Source organism: Hyphomicrobium denitrificans 1NES1 (assembly GCF_000230975.2).
In the GTDB taxonomy this organism is placed as follows: domain Bacteria; phylum Pseudomonadota; class Alphaproteobacteria; order Rhizobiales; family Hyphomicrobiaceae; genus Hyphomicrobium_B; species Hyphomicrobium_B denitrificans_A.
The window spans coordinates 3,240,974-3,264,001 of record NC_021172.1 but is presented as its reverse complement, the minus strand read 5'-3'; the positions used below and the strand labels follow the sequence as shown (position 1 = coordinate 3,264,001).

Annotated in this window: 18 protein-coding genes and 1 tRNA gene; 14 read left to right on the top strand and 5 right to left on the bottom strand. The window is 60.6% G+C overall.

What is annotated here, in order from left to right; all coding sequences use genetic code 11:
* Window positions 1–6: 6 nt before the first annotated feature.
* Together cobT and HYPDE_RS15590 are read left to right on the top strand one after the other, a co-directional pair.
* Entirely contained in the window at window positions 7–1,902 is a 1,896-nt protein-coding gene (gene cobT / locus HYPDE_RS15595) for a cobaltochelatase subunit CobT (protein ID WP_015599485.1), read from the top strand.
* Between the two features lie 8 nt (window positions 1,903–1,910).
* Window positions 1,911–2,984 (top strand): esterase-like activity of phytase family protein, encoded by a 1,074-nt coding sequence (locus HYPDE_RS15590; protein WP_144061289.1) that lies wholly within the window; start codon window positions 1,911–1,913, stop codon window positions 2,982–2,984.
* 43 nt (window positions 2,985–3,027) lie between these two features.
* Here the strand turns inward: HYPDE_RS15590 and rpmB are convergent, their stop codons facing one another.
* Complete coding sequence (gene rpmB, locus HYPDE_RS15585; RefSeq protein WP_015599483.1) at window positions 3,028–3,321, bottom strand: 50S ribosomal protein L28; 294 nt, start codon at window positions 3,319–3,321, stop codon at window positions 3,028–3,030.
* Window positions 3,322–3,607: 286 nt separating this feature from the next.
* Here rpmB and HYPDE_RS15580 point away from each other — a divergent pair, with 286 nt between their 5' ends.
* From HYPDE_RS15580 to HYPDE_RS15560, 5 genes are all read left to right on the top strand, one after another.
* Window positions 3,608–4,465 (top strand): DUF3108 domain-containing protein, encoded by an 858-nt coding sequence (locus tag HYPDE_RS15580; protein WP_015599482.1) that lies wholly within the window; start codon window positions 3,608–3,610, stop codon window positions 4,463–4,465.
* A 125-nt stretch (window positions 4,466–4,590) separates the two neighbouring features.
* A complete protein-coding gene (locus HYPDE_RS15575; protein WP_015599481.1) occupies window positions 4,591–7,644 on the top strand; it encodes a helicase-related protein in 3,054 nt (1,017 codons plus the stop codon).
* Window positions 7,644–8,048, top strand: coding sequence for an RNA-binding S4 domain-containing protein (locus HYPDE_RS15570; protein ID WP_015599480.1), 405 nt, complete (start codon window positions 7,644–7,646; stop codon window positions 8,046–8,048). The genes HYPDE_RS15575 and HYPDE_RS15570 overlap by 1 nt, the downstream gene beginning before the upstream one ends.
* 115 nt (window positions 8,049–8,163) lie before the next feature.
* Entirely contained in the window at window positions 8,164–8,502 is a 339-nt protein-coding gene (fdxA, locus tag HYPDE_RS15565) for a ferredoxin FdxA (protein ID WP_015599479.1), read from the top strand.
* A 454-nt stretch (window positions 8,503–8,956) separates the two neighbouring features.
* Complete coding sequence (locus HYPDE_RS15560) at window positions 8,957–9,946, top strand: CarD family transcriptional regulator (protein ID WP_041320557.1); 990 nt, start codon at window positions 8,957–8,959, stop codon at window positions 9,944–9,946.
* A 21-nt stretch (window positions 9,947–9,967) separates the two neighbouring features.
* On the opposite strand, the gene HYPDE_RS15555 is transcribed toward HYPDE_RS15560, so the two are convergent.
* The gene (locus tag HYPDE_RS15555) at window positions 9,968–10,930 is read right to left on the bottom strand and encodes a thermonuclease family protein (RefSeq protein WP_244437706.1); all 963 of its coding nucleotides are present in this window, start codon (window positions 10,928–10,930) and stop codon (window positions 9,968–9,970) included.
* Window positions 10,931–11,344: 414 nt separating this feature from the next.
* Between HYPDE_RS15555 and HYPDE_RS15550 the strand changes: the two genes are divergently transcribed.
* Window positions 11,345–11,421: transfer RNA gene (locus tag HYPDE_RS15550), tRNA-Arg, on the top strand.
* Window positions 11,422–11,452: 31 nt separating this feature from the next.
* On the opposite strand, the gene HYPDE_RS15545 is transcribed toward HYPDE_RS15550, so the two are convergent.
* A complete protein-coding gene (locus HYPDE_RS15545; protein WP_015599476.1) occupies window positions 11,453–11,980 on the bottom strand; it encodes a hypothetical protein in 528 nt (175 codons plus the stop codon).
* Window positions 11,981–12,408: 428 nt separating this feature from the next.
* Here HYPDE_RS15545 and HYPDE_RS15540 point away from each other — a divergent pair, with 428 nt between their 5' ends.
* The 6 genes from HYPDE_RS15540 (at window position 12,409) to HYPDE_RS15515 (ending at window position 20,702) form a co-directional block, all read left to right on the top strand.
* A complete protein-coding gene (locus tag HYPDE_RS15540) occupies window positions 12,409–13,032 on the top strand; it encodes a response regulator transcription factor (protein ID WP_051112014.1) in 624 nt (207 codons plus the stop codon).
* 250 nt (window positions 13,033–13,282) lie between these two features.
* On the top strand, window positions 13,283–14,503 hold the full coding sequence (locus tag HYPDE_RS15535; RefSeq protein ID WP_015599474.1) for an aminotransferase class V-fold PLP-dependent enzyme: 1,221 nt from the start codon (window positions 13,283–13,285) through the stop codon (window positions 14,501–14,503).
* 148 nt (window positions 14,504–14,651) lie between these two features.
* Window positions 14,652–15,614, top strand: coding sequence for an HpcH/HpaI aldolase/citrate lyase family protein (locus HYPDE_RS15530; protein WP_015599473.1), 963 nt, complete (start codon window positions 14,652–14,654; stop codon window positions 15,612–15,614).
* A gap of 44 nt (window positions 15,615–15,658) precedes the next feature.
* Entirely contained in the window at window positions 15,659–16,822 is a 1,164-nt protein-coding gene (locus HYPDE_RS15525; protein ID WP_015599472.1) for a malate--CoA ligase subunit beta, read from the top strand.
* 18 nt (window positions 16,823–16,840) lie between these two features.
* Window positions 16,841–17,740, top strand: coding sequence for a succinate--CoA ligase subunit alpha (sucD, locus tag HYPDE_RS15520; RefSeq protein WP_015599471.1), 900 nt, complete (start codon window positions 16,841–16,843; stop codon window positions 17,738–17,740).
* A gap of 106 nt (window positions 17,741–17,846) precedes the next feature.
* Window positions 17,847–20,702, top strand: coding sequence for a phosphoenolpyruvate carboxylase (locus HYPDE_RS15515; protein WP_015599470.1), 2,856 nt, complete (start codon window positions 17,847–17,849; stop codon window positions 20,700–20,702).
* A gap of 21 nt (window positions 20,703–20,723) precedes the next feature.
* Here the strand turns inward: HYPDE_RS15515 and prmB are convergent, their stop codons facing one another.
* Together prmB and HYPDE_RS15505 are read right to left on the bottom strand one after the other, a co-directional pair.
* Window positions 20,724–21,671 (bottom strand): 50S ribosomal protein L3 N(5)-glutamine methyltransferase, encoded by a 948-nt coding sequence (prmB, locus tag HYPDE_RS15510; RefSeq protein ID WP_041321421.1) that lies wholly within the window; start codon window positions 21,669–21,671, stop codon window positions 20,724–20,726.
* A 16-nt stretch (window positions 21,672–21,687) separates the two neighbouring features.
* A complete protein-coding gene (locus HYPDE_RS15505; protein ID WP_144061288.1) occupies window positions 21,688–22,830 on the bottom strand; it encodes a fatty acid desaturase in 1,143 nt (380 codons plus the stop codon).
* Window positions 22,831–23,028: the final 198 nt, after the last annotated feature.

The window sequence follows — 23,028 nt, the reverse complement described above, 5'->3', positions numbered from 1 at the left end:
TTCCCGATGAGTTCACCACCAACCAAACGCCGCGAAGCACCGTCCGAGCCGCTGAAGCGCGTGCTGGCGCCGGCTGTGCGCGCGATCGCCGGAGACGGTACGGTCGAGGTGGATTTCGGGCCGGGCAAAGGCGATGTCTCAGGCAAGTCCGTCTACATCCCTGAGCCGCCGCGAGCCCCGACAGCGAAGGACATTGCGCTGGCGCGCGGCTGGGCTGACAGCCTCGCCTTACAGATCGGTTGCCACGACGCGAAGATTCACCGCCGGATCGCCCCGCCGCCGGGACCGGCCCGTGCCGCCTTCGAAGCTGCCGAACGAGCCCGCGTCGAAGGGCTCGGAGCCAGGCGGATGCCCGGCATGGCAGCGAACCTGACGGCCCGCCTCGAAGACCAATACAGTCACGGGCGCTTCAGGTCGGTGGCCGATCGCTCGGAGGCGCCGCTCGAAGACGCGCTCGCGTTGCTGGTTCGCGAACGCCTGACCGGCCTTTCGCCTCCGCCATCGACCAAGGGTCTCGTCGACATCTGGCGGCCGACGATCGAAGCCCGCGGCAGCACGCTGCTCGACCGGCTCGAAAGCCTTTCGGAAAATCAGGAACAGTTCGGCCGCCAGATTCGGGACCTTCTCAAGATTCTCGAGTTGGTCGACCAGTCCGACGAGTCGCAGGCCGGCGATGAGGAAAACGAGGGCGAGGACGGCGCGAAAGAAGGCGCAACCGAAGAGTCGGAAGACGCAAACGACGAAGGCTCCGACGGCGAGGACAAGGAAAGCGAAGAGCCATCTTCCGAAGGCGATCTCTCTGAAACCGAAGAGATGGTCGATTCAGGCGATACCGAACAGCAGGAGATGGACGAAGAAAACGTCGACGACGATGAGGCGCCCGCGCCTTGGCGTCCGAACATGACTGTTCTCGATAACCCCGAAGCGTTCGGCTACAAGGTTTTTACGCGCGCCCACGATGAGGAAATCGGCGCGGCTGAGCTCTCGACGCCGGAAGAATTGGAACGCTTGCGGGCTTTCCTCGATAAGGAGCTGAAGACCCTCTCGGCGGCGGTCGCGAAACTCGCGAACAAACTGCAGCGCAAGCTTCTCGCGCAACAGAACCGCGGTTGGGATTTCGATCTCGAAGAAGGGATGCTCGACGCCGCGCGCCTGACTCGCGTCATCACCGATCCGGCCGGGGCGCTCTCCTATAAGCGCGAGCGCGATACCGAATTCCGCGATACCGTCGTGACGTTGCTCCTCGATAATTCGGGCTCGATGCGCGGCCGTCCGATCATGGTCGCGGCATGCTGCGCCGATATTCTTGCGCGCACGCTCGAACGCTGTGGCGTCAAAGTCGAAATACTTGGATTCACGACGAAGGCCTGGAAGGGCGGCCAGGCGCGAGAAGAGTGGCTCGCGGCTGGAAAGCCGCCGGCGCCGGGTCGGCTGAACGATCTGCGCCATATCATCTACAAGACGGCCGACGCGCCGTGGCGGCGATCGAAGAATTCGCTGGCGCTGATGATGCGCGAAGGTTTGCTGAAGGAAAACATCGACGGAGAAGCATTGGCGTGGGCGCACTCGCGTCTCGTCGGACGCCCCGAGCAGCGGCGCATTCTGATGATGATCTCGGACGGCGCGCCGGTCGACGACTCGACGCTGTCCGTCAACTCCGGAAGCTATCTCGAACAGCACCTGCGCCAGGTCATCAACGAAATCGAGACCCATTCGCCCGTCGAACTTATCGCGATCGGCATCGGCCATGATGTCACGAGATATTATCGTCGCGCCGTGACGATCACCGATGCGTCCGAGCTTGCGGGCGCCATGACCGAAAAACTCGTCGAGCTTTTTGAAGAAGATTCCAAACTGGAAAAAGTCTCCCAGCCCGTGCGGCGACGCGTGTTGATGCATTGAGGCACCGCGTGACGCTCGCAAACAGCACGCGCGCCGCCATTTTTGCCGTCGTCTTCGGCCTTTGGCCCCAAACCGTACTGGCGGATGCCAAGCCCGATATCGCAGGATTGAAGGCTGGTGCGATCACGGTCGATGCCGCCATCATCCGGAATTTTGCGCGCACGGAGGCGGCCGATCAGGCTCTCTCATCAAGCAAGCTCACGTTCCGCGGCGGACTAGTCCTGTCTTCGCCCTCTCCGAATTTCGGCGGCTGGTCCGGTCTTGTTGTCGGCGACAATGCGAAAACCTTGCTTGCGATTTCCGATTCCGGTGTCTGGCTGACGGGAAGGATTGTCTACGATGGCACGCATCCGACCGGCATTGCGGATGCGCGCCTCGGGCCGTTGCTCAATCGCGACGAAAAACCGATCGGCCGGAGCCGCGATTCGGAATCGATCGCGCTCGAAACGGGGACGCTCAAGCAGGGTTCGGTTCTCGTAGCCTTCGAGCGCCGGCATCGCATCGAGCGCTATGGATTGTCATCCGATGGGCTGTCTGCCGATCGAGGCACCGTGCCGCTCCCTGCTGCTGCGCGGCGTATGCCGCCGAACCAGGGCCTCGAAGGAATGACGGTGATGCGTGGCGGCCCGCATAAGGGTTCGCTGATTGCGTTTTCCGAACGGCTTTTGGATCACTCGCGCAACCACACAGGCTGGCTGTGGATGCGGACGGGCCCGGCGAAAATCCATCTGAGGAACAGCGGCGATTACGACATCACCGATCTGTCGAGTCTTGATGACGGATCGCTTTTTGTACTCGAGCGACGCTTTCGCTGGACCGAGGGCGTGAAGATGCGGCTAAGACGCATTGCGCCCGATGAGATCAAGCCGGGCCGCACCATGGAAGGCGAAACGCTGATCGAAGCCGACCTCACGGATCAGATCGATAACATGGAAGGTCTGTCGGTCACGCGGCTCGATACCGGCGAAGTTCTGATTACGATGATTTCCGACGACAATTTTAATCACATTCTGCAGCGAACGTTGTTGCTGCAGTTCACCGTCAACGACAGTGGGCAAGCAAAAGCCCGGCCGCAGGATTAAACCCGGACCGGGCGAAAATTCTCAAAGGTATAAGGTTCGGCTCTCAGGCCGCCTTTTCGGCCTGCGCCTTCTGAAGTTCGCGCTTCAGCTTCAGGCACGCCGCCGAAAGCTCGTCGTTGCCCGCCTTCAAAAGAAAAGCGTCGAGACCGCCACGGTGCTCGACCGACTTCAACGCCCGCGCCGAGATGCGCAGACGGACCTTGCGGCCAAGCGTGTCGCTCATCAGTGTGACGTTATGGAGATTGGGCCGGAACTTGCGCTTGGACTTGTTCTCGGCGTGGCTCCTGAGTTGGCCTGACAGCGGCAGGGTGCCGGTCAGCTCGCAGCGCCTGGTCATGATGGTCTCCTACGCCGCACCCCCCAAGTGGGAGCGGCCTTTCGTAAAGTCTGCTGTTGCAGCAAAAAACGCGCCCCGTAAGCAAGGCTCACGGGGTCTCCAGGGCGGTGTATAATTGAGGCATAGGATACCCGTCAAGCAGGCCCTCGGCGTTGGTATCGTCTTGCAAGCTTCCGCCGGACCGAATTCCGCACCCTCGGGATAGTTCGCCTGCGGCTGAAAGTCCAAGAATCGACGCAAAGTCGGCCTAACGCGGGGTTCGCATCCGGGGCGCAGGGAAGAACCCATGGACATGTCCAAAGCCGGCGCGCGTCGGCGCTTCGCGGGCTTCAGCATGCTCGCCGCAACAATCGCGACTCTCGCGGTCGGGCCGGTGGCAGCACGCGACATGGCTTGGCCCAACCAGGTCGATGCCCGCTACCGGCTGACCTTCAACGGCTTCGATGTCGGCGTCTACAACTTCACCTCGAAGTACACCGGCGAGACGTATTCGGCGACCGGCAAGACCGAAATCTCGGCCCTATTTGGTGCGTTCAAATGGACGGGTACGTTTACCGGAAGCGGTGCAGTCGACAAAAACGGCCCGCGTCCGGTTACGTATCAGATGAGCTACAAAACAAAGAAGAAGATCACATCCGTCACGCTCGGATTTGATCCTGCGGGCGTAAGGACTATCGCGCTTGTGCCCAACAAGCCGCCTAATCCGGATACGATCAAGGTGAGGCCGGACAACCTGAAGCACGTATTCGACCCGATTGCCGCAACGCTCGCAATTTCGAACGCAACCGGAGCCAATGCCTGCGATCGGACCATCCCGGTCTTCGACGGCAAGGCCCGGTTCGATCTCCGGCTGTCGCTCAAGGGCCGCGAGGCGATCAAGGAGGAACGTCCCAGCGGCCAGCCTCGGGAACTCCTCGTTTGCCGCGTCAAATATGTCCCCATTGCCGGCCATAAGCCGAAGGATTTCGTGAATCCCTGGATTGACTACGATCATATCGAGATCGCATTGCGCGCCATTCCGAGCGCCGGCATCTACGTGCCCTACCGCGTCTCCGTCCCCTCGACGGTCGGGCCCGCGGTCATGACGGCTGAGCAAATCAACATCACGGCGGCCGATAACGCTCGGATTGCGCTCAGGCAATGAACCCTGACAGAGCCGGACCGATTAACTGGAGAGGAAAATCGGTCTCCGGAAGGAGCAAATAATATCCCCTTGATCTCACGGCCCTGCTCTGTAATGCCAGGGTCTGATCCGGAGTCAGGCACGACATGATAAGTGATCTCGAAGCCCGCATTCGCAACGTCACCGCGGTGCTCGGACCGACAAATACCGGCAAGACGCATCTCGCCATAGAGCGTATGCTCGGCCACAACAGCGGCATGATCGGCTTGCCGCTGCGTCTTTTGGCGCGCGAGGTCTACGACAAGATCAAAACGCGCGCCGGCGTCGAGAACGTCGCCCTCATCACGGGCGAGGAAAAGATCAAGCCCGAACGCGCCCGCTATTGGGTGTCGACGGTCGAAGCGATGCCGCGGGACATCGACGTCGATTTTCTCGCGATCGATGAAATCCAGCTCTGCGGTGATCCGGAACGTGGCCACGTCTTCACGGACCGTCTGCTGCATGCGCGTGGCCGGTCGGAAACACTGCTGCTCGGCGCCCAGACGATGCGTGACGCAATTTCCGATCTGATCCCGGGTGCAAACTTCATTTCCCGTCCGCGATTGTCGAAACTGACGTACACCGGCGAGAAAAAAATCACGCGTTTGCCCGCTCGCTCGGCAATCATCGCGTTCTCGGCGCAGGACGTTTATGCCCTTGCCGAATTGATCCGCCGTCAGCGCGGCGGCGCCGCCGTCGTGCTTGGTGCACTGTCGCCGCGCACGCGCAATGCGCAGGTGGCGCTCTATCAATCCGGCGACGTCGAGTTCATCGTTGCAACCGATGCGATCGGCATGGGATTGAATCTCGACATCGACCACGTCGCATTTTCGGCATTGAGAAAATTCGATGGCCAGAACCATCGCAATCTGACGCCGGGAGAGATCGGGCAGATCGCAGGGCGCGCCGGACGTCACATGAACGACGGAACCTTCGGCGTGACAGGTGGTGCCGAGCCGCTCGATGCCGACACCGTCGAGCGCCTTGAAACACACAGTTTCGATAGCGTACGCACGTTACAATGGCGCAATCGTGATCTCGATTTTCGTTCGCTCGCAGCGCTACACGAATCGCTTCGCCAGTTGCCCCGCGAGCAGCGGCTGGCGCGCGCCCGCACTGCCGATGACGTCGCGGCACTTGAAGCGCTGAGCGCCGACCGTGAAATCTCCGGTATTGCCTCGACGTCGCAAAACGTCGCGCTTCTCTGGGATGTCTGTCAGGTTCCCGACTATCGCAAGATATCGAGCCAGAGCCATGCTGAGCTCATCTCCAATCTCTACCGGCATCTGACCGGCAGCACGCACCGCATCCCCGAAGATTGGTTTGCGAAGCAGGTTGCTTTGGCAGACCGCACCGACGGCGACATCGACACGCTCGCAACGCGCATCTCGCACATTCGCACGTGGACGTTCGTCGCCAACCGCCCGGACTGGCTGAACGACCCGGTTCACTGGCAGGAGCGGACGCGGGCCATAGAAGACAGCCTCTCCGACGCGCTCCACGAATGCTTGACGCAGCGTTTCGTTGACCGGCGGACCAGCGCATTGATGAAGGGCATGCGAGACAAGGATGAGTTGGCGGCGGATATCGCCGAGGACGGTTCGATCACGGTGGAAAGCCACTTCGTCGGCCGCTTGAAAGGGTTTTGCTTCACGCTCGATGCGGCGGGCGACGGCATCCACGAACGGGCGACCCGGCAGGCGGCGATGCAGGTCGTTACCCGCGAGCTTGGCATGCGCGCCCGCAGGGTGGCTGCCGGCCAAAACGATGCATTCAAGCTGACCCGCGCGGGCGCCATCGTCTGGCGCGACGATGAGATCGCAAAGCTTGAACGTTCGGAGGATCCGCTGCAGCCGGGCCTCTCTCTTCTCGCGGACGAAAGCATGAGCGAGGCTGACCGGGAAAAGGTTCAGGCGCGCCTTAAAACCTGGCTCGACGATATGATCGGCGAAAAGCTGAAGCCGCTCGTCGACATGTCCAAAGCCGGCGATCTGCAGGGCCTCGCGCGCGGCATTGCATTTCAGCTCAAGGAAAATCTTGGCGCATTGAAGCGTGAAACCGTCGCCGACGACGTCAACGCGCTCGATCAGGCGGCACGCGCAGAGCTGCGCAAATACGGACTCCGGTTTGGCGCCTTCAACATTTTCTTCCCCATCATGCTGAAGCCGGCCGCCGCCGACCTCGCGGCAACCCTTTGGCTTTTGAAAAACGGCTCGGCCGCGAACGGCATTCCGCAATTGCCGCGTCCGGGCCTGACCTCCGTCGCAACCGATCCGACTGTACCGGAAGCCCTTTATCGGGCGCACGGCTTTCACGTCTGCGGACCGCGCGCCGTGCGCCTCGACATCCTCGAGCGTCTCGCGGATCTGATCCGCCCGCTACTCGCCTGGCGTTCGTCTCCGGAGAGAGCCGACACGCCGCCAAAAGGCTCGACCGGTGACGGCGGCTTCAAGGCAACGGACGACATGATGTCGATCCTCGGCTGCTCGTCGGGAGAGCTTGGAGAAGTTCTGAAGTCTTTGGGCTTCCGCCTCGAACGCCGCCCCATCAGACCCGCACCGGCTGCGAATTCTGACGCTGAAGCGCAGCCCGCCGAAGAAGCCGGAACTGCGGTCGCCGCATCACCAGCATCCACCGAGACGCCTGCGTCCGAGCCGGAAACATCCGAAGCAGCGGCGAGCGGCGAAGCGTCCGCCGCACCGGAATCCGAGCCTGAGACGGAAAAGTTCGAAGAGATCTGGCGGCCGCGCCGGCATCATCGCCGCGAAGGTGCGCATCGCGATCATCGCGAAGCCCGGCACCGGCGCGGCAAACCGCGCCATGATCGTGGAATGCCGGCCAGCACGCCGGCAGCCGAGGCGAGCGTTCCGCCGGTTGCCGCCGAGGCCAACGATGCGAAGCCCGATCAACAGTCCGGCCGTCTGCGCAACGAGCGACATGATGGCGGGAAGCCCCGCCGCGACCACGAGAAGCGCCCGAACCGGCAGGGGGATCACCGCCATGGCGAAGGGCGTCGGCGTGATGAGCCTCGCCGGTCGCCACAAATCGTGACCGCGGCACCGCCGCAGTCGGGGTCTGCAGAATCGTCGTCTCCTTTCGCCGCCCTCGCTGCGCTCAAGGCGCAAATGGAAAAGCGCAGCGAAGGCTCCGGTTCGACCTGATGGGCGAGGGCGGCGTTGGCTCCAATCAGCGCGTCGATCAATGGCTTTGGTTTGCGCGCATCACCAAGTCGCGGACGCTTGCTCAGGATCTGATCGCCCGCGGCAAGGTGCGGGTGAACCGTATAAAGATCGACAAGCCGAGCATCCTCGTGAAGCCCGGCGACGTACTGACCCTGGTCGTCGGCCCGGCCGTGCGCAGCCTTGAGGTCCTGGCGATTGGCGCGCGTCGTGGACCGGCTGCTGAAGCACGGTTACTGTTTAACGATCTTACTTCAGCCGCGCCCCGGTCCGGAGCGGCCGCGATGTCCCCGGAACCAGCGAAATCCGCCGCCCGGCCGGATGGTGCGGGGCGGCCGACGAAGCGGGATCGCCGCCAGATCGACAAGCTCAAGGGCCGGTCGTAACTGTGACTCCGCTCCACCTAGGCAATCGAAACGCCTATGCTAAGAAGGCGCCGCCAATGTCCGCGCGAACCTTCCATTCGCAGACCGGCAACAATCGCGCAGACCAGGAATCCGCATGACCTACGTCGTCAACGATAAGTGCATTAAGTGCAAATACACCGATTGCGTCGAAGTCTGTCCGGTCGATTGTTTTTACGAAGGCGAGAATATGCTCGTCATTCACCCCGACGAGTGTATCGATTGCGGTGTCTGCGAACCCGAGTGCCCGGCGGACGCCATAAAGCCGGATACGGAACCGGGCATGGAGCGTTGGCTCGAACTAAACCGGCAGTACTCGGAGAGTTGGCCGAACATTACCTCCAAAAAGCCGGCTCTGCCCGGGGCAGACGATGTGAAGGACGAACCGGGTAAATTCGAAAAATATTTCTCGGCGAACTCAGGTTCTGGAGATTGACCCCAGGAAATTCCGGCAATATTGCAATCAAATTGGAATAAATTCTCGCGACCCCAAAGTGCTTCCGTGCCGTTTTGGCGCGTCCTTTAAGCTCGACCAGATTGTCTCAGGAGGTCGGCCTTCATTTGCAGGCAAGATTATGTTAGTGTCTATCTCGATGGCATTGAGTCTGCACAAATCCGAAACGGCTGCGAACAAAAGAAGGTCGTTCGACTCTGACGGTCGGCTTTCAACAAAATGTTATGGGGCGTCACAAGGCCAGCTCAGAGTCGGATGGAGTTTGCAAAGCTAGGCCACAAATAGCGCGCAGGGGACGGGCTTTCCTCACAGGGAAGGTTTGGCTCGATGCGCGCGTGCTGTCGGCGGTACGCCTGCAGCACAGATGCCCGCCATCAAAGGCGGCCCGACGAGCCGGTCCCCCGGCCATGCTCAGTACGCGAGAGTGAGAAAAAATATGGCGCAAAAGAAGAAAGCTCCGGTCAGCCCCAAGTCCGCAGCGAAATCGGCGGTTCGCAAGGCTGTCCCATTGAAAGTAGCCGTGAGCACGCAGAAGTCCGCGAAGCCCAGCAAGCCGAAAACTGAGGCCGCGAATAAGCCGTCACTCAGCAAGCATAAGAGCGCGCAACCTGTCGCATCTGCGAAGCCCGTTAAGAAACCGCAGTCTGCTGCAAAAACCGAAACGATTGTGGCGAGGAAGCCCGTTTCGCCAACGCAGTTCGCGGCAAAAGCCGCGGCTGCTGCACCGCAGCGTGCGATCACGGTCCCGGCCGGCGCGCACAAGTCGGCTGGCCAGAAACTCACGACGTCTGTCGCTCCCGCCGCTCAGCCGGCGACGCCCAAGGCGATCGCCGAGAAGACGGCTGCCGCGCGCCAGCTTCTCGCGGTCCAGAAGAAGCCGGTCAACCAGCGCCATGGCTTCAAGGCCAACGAGTTCATCGTTTACCCGGCTCATGGTGTCGGCCGCATTGTCGGCATCGAAGAGCAGGAAATCGCCGGCATGTCGCTTGAGCTCTTTGTCATCACCTTCGACAAGGAGAAGCTGACGCTGCGCGTCCCGACCGGCAAGCTCGCAAGTGTCGGCATGCGCAAGCTCGCCGACGAAGGCCTCGTCAAGAAAGCGATGGAGACGCTGAAGGGCCGGGCGCGCATCAAGCGCACGATGTGGAGCCGCAGGGCGCAGGAGTACGTCGCGAAGATCAACTCCGGTGACCTGATCTCGATCGCCGAAGTCGTCCGCGACCTCTATCGTTCAGAAGCCCAGCCGGAGCAGTCGTATTCCGAGCGCCAGCTTTACGAGGATGCCCTCGATCGCATGGCACGAGAGCTTGCGGCCGTCGAAAAGCTCGATGAGCGGGGCGCAGTCCAGCGCATTACGGACATTCTGTCGAAGAGCGCGAAGGGGCGCCGGATGGCCGACAACGAGTCAGTCGGCGAAGCCGCCTGACGTTCTCACCGGCAGAGCCAGCTACAAATTTACAGCGCCCGGTTCCGAACCTTCCGTCGGAATCGGGCGCAACTTTTTGGGCGGATTCGGATCGGCGGGAGTGCTCGCAGGCTGCGCGCTATCGGGCGGCGCAGCGGCGCTGACGCCAAGGCTCGCGGCGTTTCCCTTCCCGTCGAGAATCTCGATTTGCGAAAGATCTGCAACGTCGATCAATGGTCCATTGCGCCGCTCGATCCAACCGCGGACGATCACGGTCTTTGATTGGAGCGCGTCGAGCGCTTGCGCGAACTCCGGATTTGCGGCGAGCACGTTCTTTCCGATCCGCGCGGTGAAATCGGAGCGCCAGTCCGTTCCAAAATTGAGATAAGTGGCGCTCTTCGTTCGCCCGACCGACGCGACACTGCCGATCACACGCTCATATTTTCCACGCAGCTTCAGCAGTACGCCGGGCTGCTCCGCAGGCATCGGCCGGTAGACGCCATTGCTCCAAAGGCCGAGCCGCTTGCGACGTGCCTCGGCCTCGTGCGCAAGAAGCTCGCTGGCGCAAGCAAAACTCTCAGGCAGACCGTAGGCCCGCGCCTGTCCGATGGCGAGCATCGTGCCTTGCACCCATTCTTCCCGCCCACCCGCTTCGAGAAACACCTGCGCAAGAAATCGTCCGTACCGGTCCTTTTGGCGGCCCCCGAAAGCAAGCTTTACTTTTTTGCCGAGCACCAAACTCGAAAGCGTTTTGATGGATTGGGTTTCGGGCGGCCACGCCCCCATTTCGGCGCCGGCATCGCGCGCTCGAGGTGCGAGCGCGCCGATCAAACGCACTGCGCTGCCGTCGTCCAGGATGAGCGTTTCACCGTCGAGCACACGCGCCACGGTGCGGACTGGACCAGGTTCGGGCGTGCAAGGTGTTGGAAGAGTATCATCCGCGATTGCTGGCAGCACCGCAGACACCACAGCACCAAGGCCAACGAGCCTCGCAACGATACGCAATCTCGAACCTCGCCCCATGGCGCGAAAGAAATCATAGACGCCGACGCGCGCCAAGCATCTCGCAACGCGAATGAAAGGTGCGATGCAACGCAAGGCACACTTTTTCATTCGGTGAAGAGCCCACGACAAATCGGAAAGGAGGGTCTGATAGGAAGGGCGACCGCGAGCGGCCCTCGCGGGGCCCCGCTGAGCTTCTCAGCCTCCCGCGCACTCGCGGCCACGCATCAGCATAAGACACATGAATGACATATTCAATCATAAGTAGAAATAGATCGTACGATCAAGCGCTCGTAGCCTTACTCCACGACTTCGATGGAACGCGCTCTGGCAATCCCTTGACCCGTCGCAACGCTCAAAGCATAGCTTTGCGAGCGCGCGGATAGGGCGGCTTAAACTACCGCCGACGTCTGAGTTGGCCCCGTAGCTCAGTTGGATAGAGCAACGGTTTCCTAAACCGTAGGTCGCAGGTTCAAATCCTGCCGGGGTCGCCAGTTTTTTTGCGGAACCCGCATCAACCGCACATCACTGCGGCCGCGCATCGCGCGCCGCTTGAGCGACCTTGTTCTGCTTGAGAACGCTGCCAACCTTTCCGCGCGACAGAACGCGGCGACGCCGTACACTCTCTTGCGGCTGCATACCCGCTCCCGATGTGCGACTTGCTGGGATAGCCGGTATGAAGTTCGAGGCACGACGTTGCGCAAGTGCTTTATGCGCTGCATCGACGTGATGCATCCTGGCTTCGAGCTTATTCAGTCGATTGAGCTCTTTCTTCACACGCTTTAATGCGGCCGCGAAAAGTTGTTTGCGTCGTTGCGGCTGCTCAACGCCACCGGGAAAACTTTTGCCGCGCGGCGCGGACTTGCCGCGGGCTTCACGCTGTTTCTGGTGGGCCAGAGTCCGCGCCTTATCGCGCATGTTCCGTAAGCGCGTTTGCAGATCCGACAATTCCTTCCGGTCGAGATCATAAATGTCCGGGTGATGCGTTGAGCGAAGCACCGCAATCTCATCGGAATTCAGGAGGGCACGCTCACGTTTTGCCGACATCGACATGATGAACTCTCCTCACGCAGCTTTACGCAACGGCGTTGTCGCCAGCCTACGCTTTCCGGCTGCGGAGAGAGACGTCTCTCACCGAATTGTGAGACGCGGGTAAAGAATTTCGTCGCCCTTTAATTCGTCGCCCTTTAAGAAGATCGGCGCATCACAACCTCTGATTGCAGAACGAGATCGGGATCCGAGAATTGCGCGCGTCGATCACCGACCTTGCATTTGCTGGAAAACAACCGTTATCTATTTTAATCGAATGGCATCGCACCCCGCCCTAAAGATTTAACCTACTGAAATATAAGCTGGATTCAAAAGCTGGATAGGAGCACCAGAGTTTTAAGCTCGTCAACGAGAGTTGCCGGTTCCGATGAATTCGGAGACGCATGCGGCATGAACCAAAGTGGGGCCGTTACTCGAGGGGCTCGACGCTGATGGCCGGCAAGATAGAGGTCATGATTGCGGATCAGAATCCGGTCGTCAGGTCGGGACTGGAAGCGCTGGTGCAACGCGACGGACGTTTCAGCGTTTGCGGCATCCATGCCTCGGGGGAATCCCTGATCGAAGCCCTGAAGGTCAAACCCGTTGAAATTGCCATCGTCGGCTGGACGCTGCCGGACATGACGGGCGGCGCCGTGCTTACGCGTTTGAAGCAGGAGAAGTGGCGGACGCGCGTCGTCATCTACACGGGTGAGCGCAGCGGGGATGTCCTGAGACAGGCGATCAAGGGCGGAGCATGGGGCTTCGTATCGAAAACCGAAGAGCCGCAAGTGCTGCTTGAAGCCGTCGTATCTGTAGCGCGCGGCCGCTTGTCGCTACCCTACGTCGATATCGATTTGCTCAACCACGATCCACTGGAAGGACTGACGGCGCGCGAGCGCGAGTTGCTCGCTGCGCTCGCCAACGGTTGGACGAACCTGCAGATCGCAGCCCGCACCGGAATTTCCCGCAACACCGTGAAATATCATCTGAAAAATTTATACGACAAGCTCGGCGTGTCGAATCGTGCGATGGCTGTTGCACTGCACGTTTCGGTTAACCGTAGCGATCACCACTAGCCGGTGTGTCCTCACCCCACACCCGTGGCTGCCGTGATGTGCGCACAAAGCCGCTGCGGTGGGTAGCCCGACCTGCCCAACAGGGTGTTGTTAGTTTTTTGTTCGCACCCTCACTGTCCCCCTGCTAGTTAGGACTAACGCCCGGATCTGCGATCGGGCGGAAGGATCAGCAAAAGCACGCCGGATCTCGCATCCCTGCAACCGTTCGGGGAGCGTCCGGCTTGGCTCAACGCAGCGCGGAGAAACGCTCATGACGACCGTCACGCCTCACCTTTTTATTCCCGGCCCGACCAACGTTCCTGATGCCGTGCGGATAGCAATGAATCTTCCGATGGAGGATATGCGTTCGCCGGAATTTCCGAAGCTCACGCTGCCGATTTTCGAAGACCTCAAGAAGGTTTTCAAAATGAAGGACGGCCGCGTTTTCCTGTTTCCGTCGTCGGGCACGGGCGCGTGGGAATCGGCAATTCAGAATACGCTCGCTGTCGGCGACAAGGTATTGATGAGCCGCTTCGGCCAGTTCTCGCTGCTCTGGGTCGACATGGCTGAGCGTCTTGGTCTGAAACCTGAAGTTTGCGACGAAGAATGGGGCACGGGCGTTCCGGTTGAGAAGTACGCTGAGATTCTCGCGAAGGATAAGAATCACGAAATCAAGGCCGTGTTCGTCACGCAGAACGAAACGGCGACCGGCGTCGCAAGTGACGTTGCAGGCGTCCGCAAGGCACTCGATGCCGCAAAGCATCCGGCACTGTTGATGGTCGACGGCGTTTCGTCGGTCGGCTCGCTCGACATGCGCATGGGCGAGTGGGGCGTCGACTGCTGCGTCTCGGGCTCGCAGAAGGGCTTCATGCTGCCGACGGGTCTCGGCATCCTGGCCGTCAGCCAGAAGGCGCTTGACGTCAACAAGAGCAAAAACGGCCGTATGAACCGCTGCTTCTTCTCGTTCGAAGACATGATCAAGACGAACGATCAGGGCTTCTTCCCGTACACGCCCGCTACGACGCTGATCCGCGGCCTGCGCACCTCGATCGATCTTCTGCTTGGCGAAGGCATCGACAATGTCGTTGCCCGTCACCATCGTCTTGCCTCAGGCGTTCGCGCCGGCGTCCACGCTTGGGGTCTCAAGCTCTGCGCGAAGGAGCCGAAGTGGCATTCCGACACCGTTTCGGCGGTTCTTGTTCCGGAAGGCTTCGACAGCAACGTCGTCACGAAGACCGCCTACTATCGCTACAACACCTCGCTCGGCCTCGGCCTGAACAAGGTTGCAGGCAAGGTGTTCCGCATCGGTCACCTCGGTTCGCTCGATGAATTCATGGTCGGCGGTGTCCTGTTTGCCGTGGAGATGGCGCTCAAGGATTGCGGCATCCCGGTCAAGCTTGGCTCGGGCACCGGTGCGGCTGCCGAGTATTTCACAAACAACCCGGTCAAGTCGGCAACCAGCGCCGAGCCGATCAAGGCGAAAGCTGCCTAAGACTTCGAGTGCCCGGTTACTCAAGCGGCCGGGCACTTTCATCGCGTGGCGATGCAGACGTTCTTTGCTTGAACGACGTGCTGGCATCCCTGATTATTTTGCAATGACAACAGCGAGTGTTTTCACTCGCCAGGAAGGCGACAACCAAATGAGCTATACCCTCTACCCGAACCGCAAGCAGCGTCTGCAGCGCTCCTACCTCGCCGTGCCGGGCTCAAATCCGAGCATGATCGATCGCGCCATCAAGAGCGCGGCGGACTATGTCTTCCTCGATTGCGAAGATGCTGTCGCGCCGCCGGAGAAAGAGCAGGCCCGCAAGAACATCATCCAGGCGCTGAACGATCTTGACTGGAAGGGCGCAGGCAAAAGCGTCTCGGTTCGCATCAACGGCCTCGATACCCACTACATGTATCGCGACGTCGTCGACATCGTCGAACAGGCAGGCGCGAAGCTCGACACGATCCTCATTCCAAAGGTCGGCGTTCCGGCCGACATCTACACGGTTGAGTGCATCGTCAGCCAGATCGAAGTCGCCAAAGGCCTTCCGCACCAGATCGGCACCGAAGCCCTGATTGAAACGCCGCTTGGCATGGCCAACGTGGAAGCCATCGCATCGGCCAACAGCCGTCTGGAATCGATGCACTTCGGCGTCGCCGACTATTCCGCCTTCAACAAGGCCCGCACCGTCGTTATCGGCGGTCTGAATCCCGATTATCCGGGCGATCAGTGGCACTTCCCGCTGTCGCGCATGACCGTTGCCTGCCGTGCTTTCGGCCTTCGTCCGATCGACGGGCCGTTCGGCGGCATCGACGATCCGGAAGGCTACAAGGCCGCCGCGCGCCGTGGCGCTGCTCTTGGCATGGAAGGCAAGTGGGCCATCCACCCGTCGCAGATCGACCTCGCCAACGAGATCTTCTCTCCGACGGCTAAGGAAATCGAACGCGCAGAGCGCATTCTTGTCGCTCTCAAGGAAGCTGAAGCGCAGGGCAAGGGCGCGGCATCGCTCGATGGCAAGATGATCGACGCTGCATCTGAGAAGATGGCCAAGAACCTTCTGGTCACTGCGGCCGCCATCAAGGCTGGCGAAGCAGCCCGCGCGGCGAGCAAATAAATAAGCAGGAACCGATAAGCCCAATCCCGGAGGAGTCCAAAGACATGGACATTCATGAATATCAGGCCAAGGAGCTTCTTGCGAAGTTCGGCGTGCCGATCGCCCGCGGCGGACTTGCTTACAGCCCTGAGCAGGCCACGTATCGCGCCAGCGAGCTTGGCGGCACCGTCGTCGTCAAGGCACAGATCCACTCTGGCGCCCGCGGCAAAGCCGGCGGCGTCAAGGTCTGCAAGACGGAAAAGGAAATCGAGGATGCCGCCGAGTTCATGCTCGGCCGCAAGCTCGTTACGCATCAGACGGGATCGGCCGGCAAGTTGGTCTCCCGCCTCTACATCGAGGAGGCGACGAACATCGATCGCGAAATCTATCTCGGTTTCGTGATGGACCGCGCCTCCGAGCGCATTGTCGTTGTCGCGTCCGCAGCGGGCGGCATGGACATCGAGGAAATCTCGGCGTCCCAGCCGGACACGATCATTCGCGTCGCCGTCGACCCTGCGGTCGGCATGCAGCAGTTCCAGGCGCGCGAGCTGGCTTTCGGTCTCGGAGTCGATCCCGAGATCGTCAACAAGCTCGTACCCGCGATCATGGGTTGCTATCGCGCCTTCCGCGATCTCGATGCGATGATGGTCGAAATCAATCCGCTCGTCATCACCAAGGAAAAGCAGGTCCTGGCGCTCGACGCCAAGATGTCGTTCGACGACAACGCGCTTTTCCGCCGCCCGCACATCGCCGAGCTTCGCGACAAGAGCCAGGAAGATCCGCGCGAAACCTATGCTTCGGACCGCGGCCTTTCCTACGTTGGTCTCGACGGCGACATCGGCTGCATCGTCAACGGTGCCGGCCTCGCGATGGCGACGCTCGACATGATCAAGCTTGCCGGTGGCGAGCCCGCAAACTTCCTCGATATCGGCGGCGGCGCTTCTCCCGAGCGCGTCACGAAATCGTTCAAGGCAGTTCTGCGCGACAAGAACGTCAAAGCCATCCTGGTCAACGTCTTCGCCGGTATCAACCGTTGCGACTGGGTTGCCAAGGGTGTCGTCGATGCCGTGAAGGAACTCGACATCAAGATGCCGATCGTCGTCCGCCTTGCAGGCACCAACGTCGAGGAAGGCCGCAAGATCATCGACAACAGCGGCCTGACTGTCATCAGCGCGGATACCCTCGCCGATGCAGCGAAGCAGGCGGTCGAAGCGGCTAAAAAGGCCTAAGTCCGGAGAAACGTACCAATGGCAATCTTTATCAATGAAAAGACGCCGATCCTGATCCAGGGTTTCACCGGTCGCATCGGCACCTTCCACGCCCAGGAAATGATCGACTACGGCTCGAACGTCGTCGGTGGTGTGACGCCCGGCAAAGGCGGTACATCGCATCTCGGCCGTCCGGTCTTTAACACGGTCAAGGGCGCTGTCGACGAGACGGGCGCGGAAGCTTCGATCGTCTTTGTCCCGCCGCCATTCGCGGCTGACGCGATCATGGAAGCCGCCGACGCCGGTATCAAATACTGCGTCTGCATCACGGACGGCATTCCTGCCCAGGATATGATCCGCGTGAAGCGCTACATGCGCCGCTACAAGAAAGAGGCGCGCATGATCCTGACCGGCCCGAACTGCGCCGGCACGATCTCTCCGGGCAAGGCGATGCTCGGCATCATGCCGGGACACATCTACCTTCCGGGCCGCGTCGGCATCGTCGGCCGTTCGGGTACTCTCGGCTATGAAGCGGCCGCGCAGCTCAAAGCGCTGGGTATCGGCGTCTCGACGTCGGTCGGCATCGGCGGCGACCCGATCAACGGCTCGTCTCACCGCGACGTTCTCGAGCACTTCGAGAACGATCCCGAGACGGATGCCGTGCTGATGATCGGCGAAATCGGCGGTCCCCAGGAAGCCGAAGCTGGACTCTTCGCCAAAGAGCACATGAAGAAGCCGGTTATCGCCTACATCGCCGGTCTTTCGGCGCCGAAGGGCCGCCGCATGGGCCACGCTGGTGCTATCGTTTCGGCGTTCGGAGAATCGGCTGCGGAAAAGGTCGAGATCCTTAAGGGTTGTGGCGTCACGATTGCGCCTACGCCGTCGGAAATGGGATCGACCGTCGCCCAGGTTCTCGGACGCCAGAAAAAAGTCGCCTGAACTTCGCAAAGACCGGAGCGGCACTACGCTCCGGTCTTTGCACTCTGAGCCTATTGATCTTACCCTCGAAACGCGGTCCCGAACCGGGAACGCGGAGGCTTGTGGAATGCAGGATACGACGCGCGTGAAGAATTCCGCCGAACTCAGCGAGCTCGAGTTGATCGAAGAGTTGAAGCGTCTGAGGACGCAGATTCCGGACAATCCTTCGCTCAATCCCATTCTCAACGTCGCATTCGATCTTTCACGGCGTCTTGAGTCGCAGGCGGTGTCCTTCGACTCCGTCAAAAACCTCGCAGGCCGGTTGATGGATCGAGCCTGCGTTCGCCGTGCCCGGCGGTTGCGCGAAAAGGTCGGTTATGTCGACCAAGCGACGACGCTGAGGGATTTCACGTCGTACGTCGAAAAGACGGCGAACGAAGCTGCGGGCTCAATCGAAGCCTTCGCGCAGCGCTGGTCGCGCGCGCGTACCGGCATCGTCTTGACGGCGCACCCGACGTTCGGCTTGTCCGACGCGCTCTACCGCCGGATGGTGGAAATTGCGGTCGCCGATCCGTCCACCAAAGAGGTGACGATCGGCGTTCCGCATCGCCCTGAGGAAACGCTGACGCTGCATCACGAGCACAAGTGCGTGCAGGATGCGATCCGCAATCTACGCAACGCCTATGAAGAGTTGCTGCATGCGTTCTTCAGTGTCGCGTCGCAGAAGTTCGGCGAGGCAGCATTCAAGCTCCGCCCAAAATTGGCGACGATTGCTTCGTGGGTCGGATATGATCTCGACGGCCGCAACGACATTTCGTGGACGTTTTCTTTTCATGTACGCCTGAAAGAGAAAAGAGCGGCCTTGGCCGACATTCGCGAGCGCTTCGTCGTCCTGAAGCACAAGCTCGACGATGCCGACGGTCCGCAGCGCATCGCGCGCCAGATTGTCGGCAAGCTCGACCTCGGCATCGCCGCCGTCGATGAGCAGATCAAGGCGCTCGAAGGCTTTGAGCACGATCCCAATTATCTCGCCAAAGCGGCGAACGTCATCACCAAGACCGACGGTTATAATCTTCTGACGGTCGAGCCCCTCCTGACGCTCTTTGAGCATCTCATCGACTCGGTCGAAGCTCCGCAGGTCAAACGCGCTATTGCAGCTCTTGCCGGCCTCGTCTCGGCAACGGGGCTTGGCACGTCGCACATTCATCTGCGCATCAATGCACTGCAGTTGAACAACGCCTTCCGCGCCTACGTCCACGAACCATGGACGCGCGATTTGACGGAGCGCCAATCGCTGGCGCGCATCGTCGACATGATCAAGAATTGCCCGCATGAAACGGTCAATTTCTCGACTCTTGATCTTGAGACGGCGACGGCCATCCGTCAGTTTGCGTTGACCGCGCAAATTCAGAAGCATGTCGACAAGGAAACGCCGATTCGCTTCCTGATCGCGGAGGCCGAGTCGCCCGCAACGATCCTGATCGCGGTCTTCTTCGCCAAGCTCTTCGGCGTCGATCACATCACCGACATCTCGCCGCTGTTCGAAACGCCGTCGGGCCTCGAAAACGGCGCGCGCATCATGGAGCGTCTCGTCGAAGAGGATACCTATCGCGATTACGTCCAGGGCCGAAAGCGCCTGAGCATCCAGACCGGCTTTTCGGACGCCGGACGTTTCATCGGGCAGATTCCGGCGACACTGGCAATCGAGCGTTACTACGATAGCCTGTCGGCGCTGGTCGCAAAGGCCAAGCTTCAAGGCGTGGAGACACTGATTTTCTCGACGCACGGCGAATCGATGGGTCGCGGCGCCCATCCCGGCGACCTTCATCAGCGTCTTCATTACCTGATGACGGACGAGTCGCGGCGCCGCTTTGCCGACGCCAGAATCCCCGTGAAGCACGAGACGAGCTTCCAGGGCGGCGACGGCTACATGGTCTTCGGCAATCGCGCCTTGACAACCCGCGCCTTGGCCACCGTCGTTATAGACGGCGAGATACCCGATGCCACGGTCGATCCGTTCTACACCGAGCAAAATTTCAACCTCGACTTTTTCCTCCGTCTGCGGGCTTTCCAGCAGAAGCTTTTCGCGCACGAAGGCTATCGCGCCGTGCTCGGCGCGTTCGGTGCGAACTTGCTGTTCAAGACCGGATCACGCCCCGTGAAGCGACAGGGCGAGCACACGTCCGATCGCGGCAACCCGGCGCGTATGCGCGCCATTCCGAACAACGCCATCCTGCAGCAGTTCGGTTACCTCGCGAACGTCGTGGCCGGCCTGGGCATTGCCGTCGGCAGCGAGGTCGATCACTTCAACAGGCTTGCCCGGTCATCGAAGCGCTTGCAGTCGATGCTGGCGATGGTTGCGCACGCCAAGACGATTTCAAGCCTCAACGCCATGGGTGCCAACGCCAAAATCTTCGACGCGGGATTCTGGGCGGCGCGCGCCGCTTGGGGCCGCGAACAGGCGTTGAATGCAGCGTTCCGAACGCTCGCGACGCATTTATTGCCCGATGATCGCGAGAGCGACATTGCCGAGCTTGTTCACCTCCTGCGTCTCGACGCGATTGATCTTCACGCCATCCTGACCGACCTCAACATCGAGGACGGTATGACGCCGGACGAGAACCGTCTTGAACTCGATCTCCTGCAGGCGATCCGTCTCGCGGTTATGATGCGTATCTTCATCCTCGCTGCGCAACTCCCGCGATTTACGCCGCAGGATGGCCTTTCGCATGCGCAGGTTCTGGAAATGGCGCTCGGCCTCGATATCCCTGAGGTTCTGACCATTTTGCGCAAGGCATTCCCGCACTCCAACAAAGAGATCGGCGAAAAGGACGAGTTCGACGAGCAAGCCAGCTACCGTCCGCGCGGCATCAACGACTATGGCCGTCTCGAAACGGAAATTCTGACGCCTATGGAAAACTCTTACGAGTTCGTACGCGAGATCGGCACCGGCATCTCGCATCACTTCGGGGCATTCGGCTGAGCTTTCAGTCGAAGCTCTGTTCTAGCGATGCTTCCGGGCGCGGCGGTGGTTCCCGCCGCGCTTCTGCTTGAAATCGGCCGCGGTCAACGCAAAGACTTCGCCCTCGCTCGTCTCCGTATCGAGCCAGAGAAACGGCAGGTCCGGGCGCGCTGCTTCGAGTGCCTCCTGCCCTGTGCCAATTTCGACAATCAGATTTCCCTCGGGCGTGAGCCTTTCGCCGACGCCCTCCAGAATGCGCTTGACAAGGTCGAGCCCGTCAGCCCCTCCGAGATGAGCGATTTGCGGCTCGGCTTGATACTCCGGCGCAAAGGCTTCGACCTCGGCGGCTGCAACGTACGGAGGGTTCGATATGATGAGGTCATATGAACCCGCGGGAATCCCATCGAACAGATCCGCCTTGAACGTCCGCACGCGCTTTTCTAGGCCGTAGTCGCGAATGTTGTGCTCGGCAACCGCGAGAGCGTCTGCTGAAATATCGCTCGCGTGGATCTCAGCGTCGGGAAACGCTTCCGCTGCGAGGATCGCGAGGCAGCCCGAGCCGGTGCAAAGGTCGAGCACGCGGCCAACTTCCGAGCCATCCGCGACGATGGGCGCGAGACGATCACTTGCAATCAGTTCTGCAATGAACGAGCGAGGCACGATGACACGCTCGTCGACGTAGAACTTGCGGCCCTGAATATAGGCCGTGTTTGTCAGGTAGGCGGCCGGTTTGCGTGTCTCGATCCGCCGCGCGACGAGGGCGCGGACGGCTTCGCGCTCCGTGCGTGTCAACCGGCAATCGAGCCAGGGATTGATGTCGTGGATCGGCAGCGCAAGTGTCGAAAGAATGAGGAACGCAGCTTCATCGACGGCCGTCTCCGTCCCATGTCCGAACACGAGGCCGGCGCGCGTCATGGCCGTGACGGCATGCCTTAGCCAATCCCGGATCGTAACGAGTTCGTCGATGAGCTGTAGGGCGCTGTCTGTCATGAAACGCGCCGCACCGTTACTGCGTTGCGGGCAGCTCATCGAAGCGGATCAGCCGCCGCTTGGTTTCGTCCCAGAGCTTTAACTGCGCACACTTGATGCTGTCGCGTAAGGTCAGTCTGTTGATCGCCTGCAGCTCGGGACTGGCGTCGAGGCAGGCCATCAGCCGGTAGTTTGGAATCATGCTGTTCAAATGATGAACGTGGTGCAGGCCGATGTTGCCGGTAAACCAGTTCAGCACACGCGGCAGCTTGTAATACGAGGACCCGAGCAGCGCCGCGACTTGGAAGTCCCAACCTTCGGCTCTGTCCCAGGTCGTCTCTTCGAACTGATGCTGGATGAAGAAAAGCCAACCGCCCGCAGCCGACGCGATATGAAGGACCGGCAGCCCGACCCAAAGCACATTACTCCATCCAAGGAAGTAGAAGAGCGGCAGGTAAAATGCGATCAACCCGATATTGAGCCCGACCACGCTGCGCCATGTCTCGCGCGCCGGCAGCGCATGCACCCAAGGCAACCGCTGCAGAATAACGAAATAAGCTGGCACTCCGATGCCGAAAAGAAAAAGCGGATGACGATAGAGGCGATAGCGCAACTTCTGCAGCGGCGAGAGCTGCAGATACTCGCTGACCGTGAACGTATCGATGTCGCCGGCACCGCGCCGGTCGAGGTTGCCCGAGGTCGCGTGATGCTGGGCATGTTCGCGTCGCCAAAGTCCATATGGCGCAAACGTCAGCACGCTCATGCACCGTCCGACGAAATCGTTGAGAAGGCGCGAAGAGAAAAAGGAACCGTGCCCGCAATCGTGTTGAATGATGAAGGCGCGGACCAACAGTCCGGCAGCAGGGATCGCGAGAAGAAGCGTCATCCAATAGGCATGTTCAACTGTCGCGAACATCGCCGCGACGATGAGGGCGAGCGGCACCAACGTTGTGATGAGTTGCTGGATTGCGTGTCGGGGCACCGAACCACGATACTTTTGACAATGTGCCGCCAGCCGGCGCACACGCTGCTTCTGGCTTTCCGGCATTACGCCCGGCATACCGGCGGCCACGCGCGCTCCGCGTTGATCGAGTTCAGCACGGCTCTCCGCACGCAGCGGCTGCTTGAGGCTCAGGTTCAAGACGTTGGTCCCCCCTGAGTGGAACGGAAAGTCGTCCACTCGTAGGTTTCGGGTAGCATATTCATCCAATCTCGCAAAACAGCGTTGACGGTGCGATCAGAAAAATTGCGTGCGTTACCGCGTTGGGTCCTGAAACTGCGGCCGCAGAAGCACCGAGCTGCTGCCCACCATCAAAAAAGGGAGCCGATAACCACCGGCTCCCTCAATCGCGATTTTATGTCTTTTACATGGATGAGC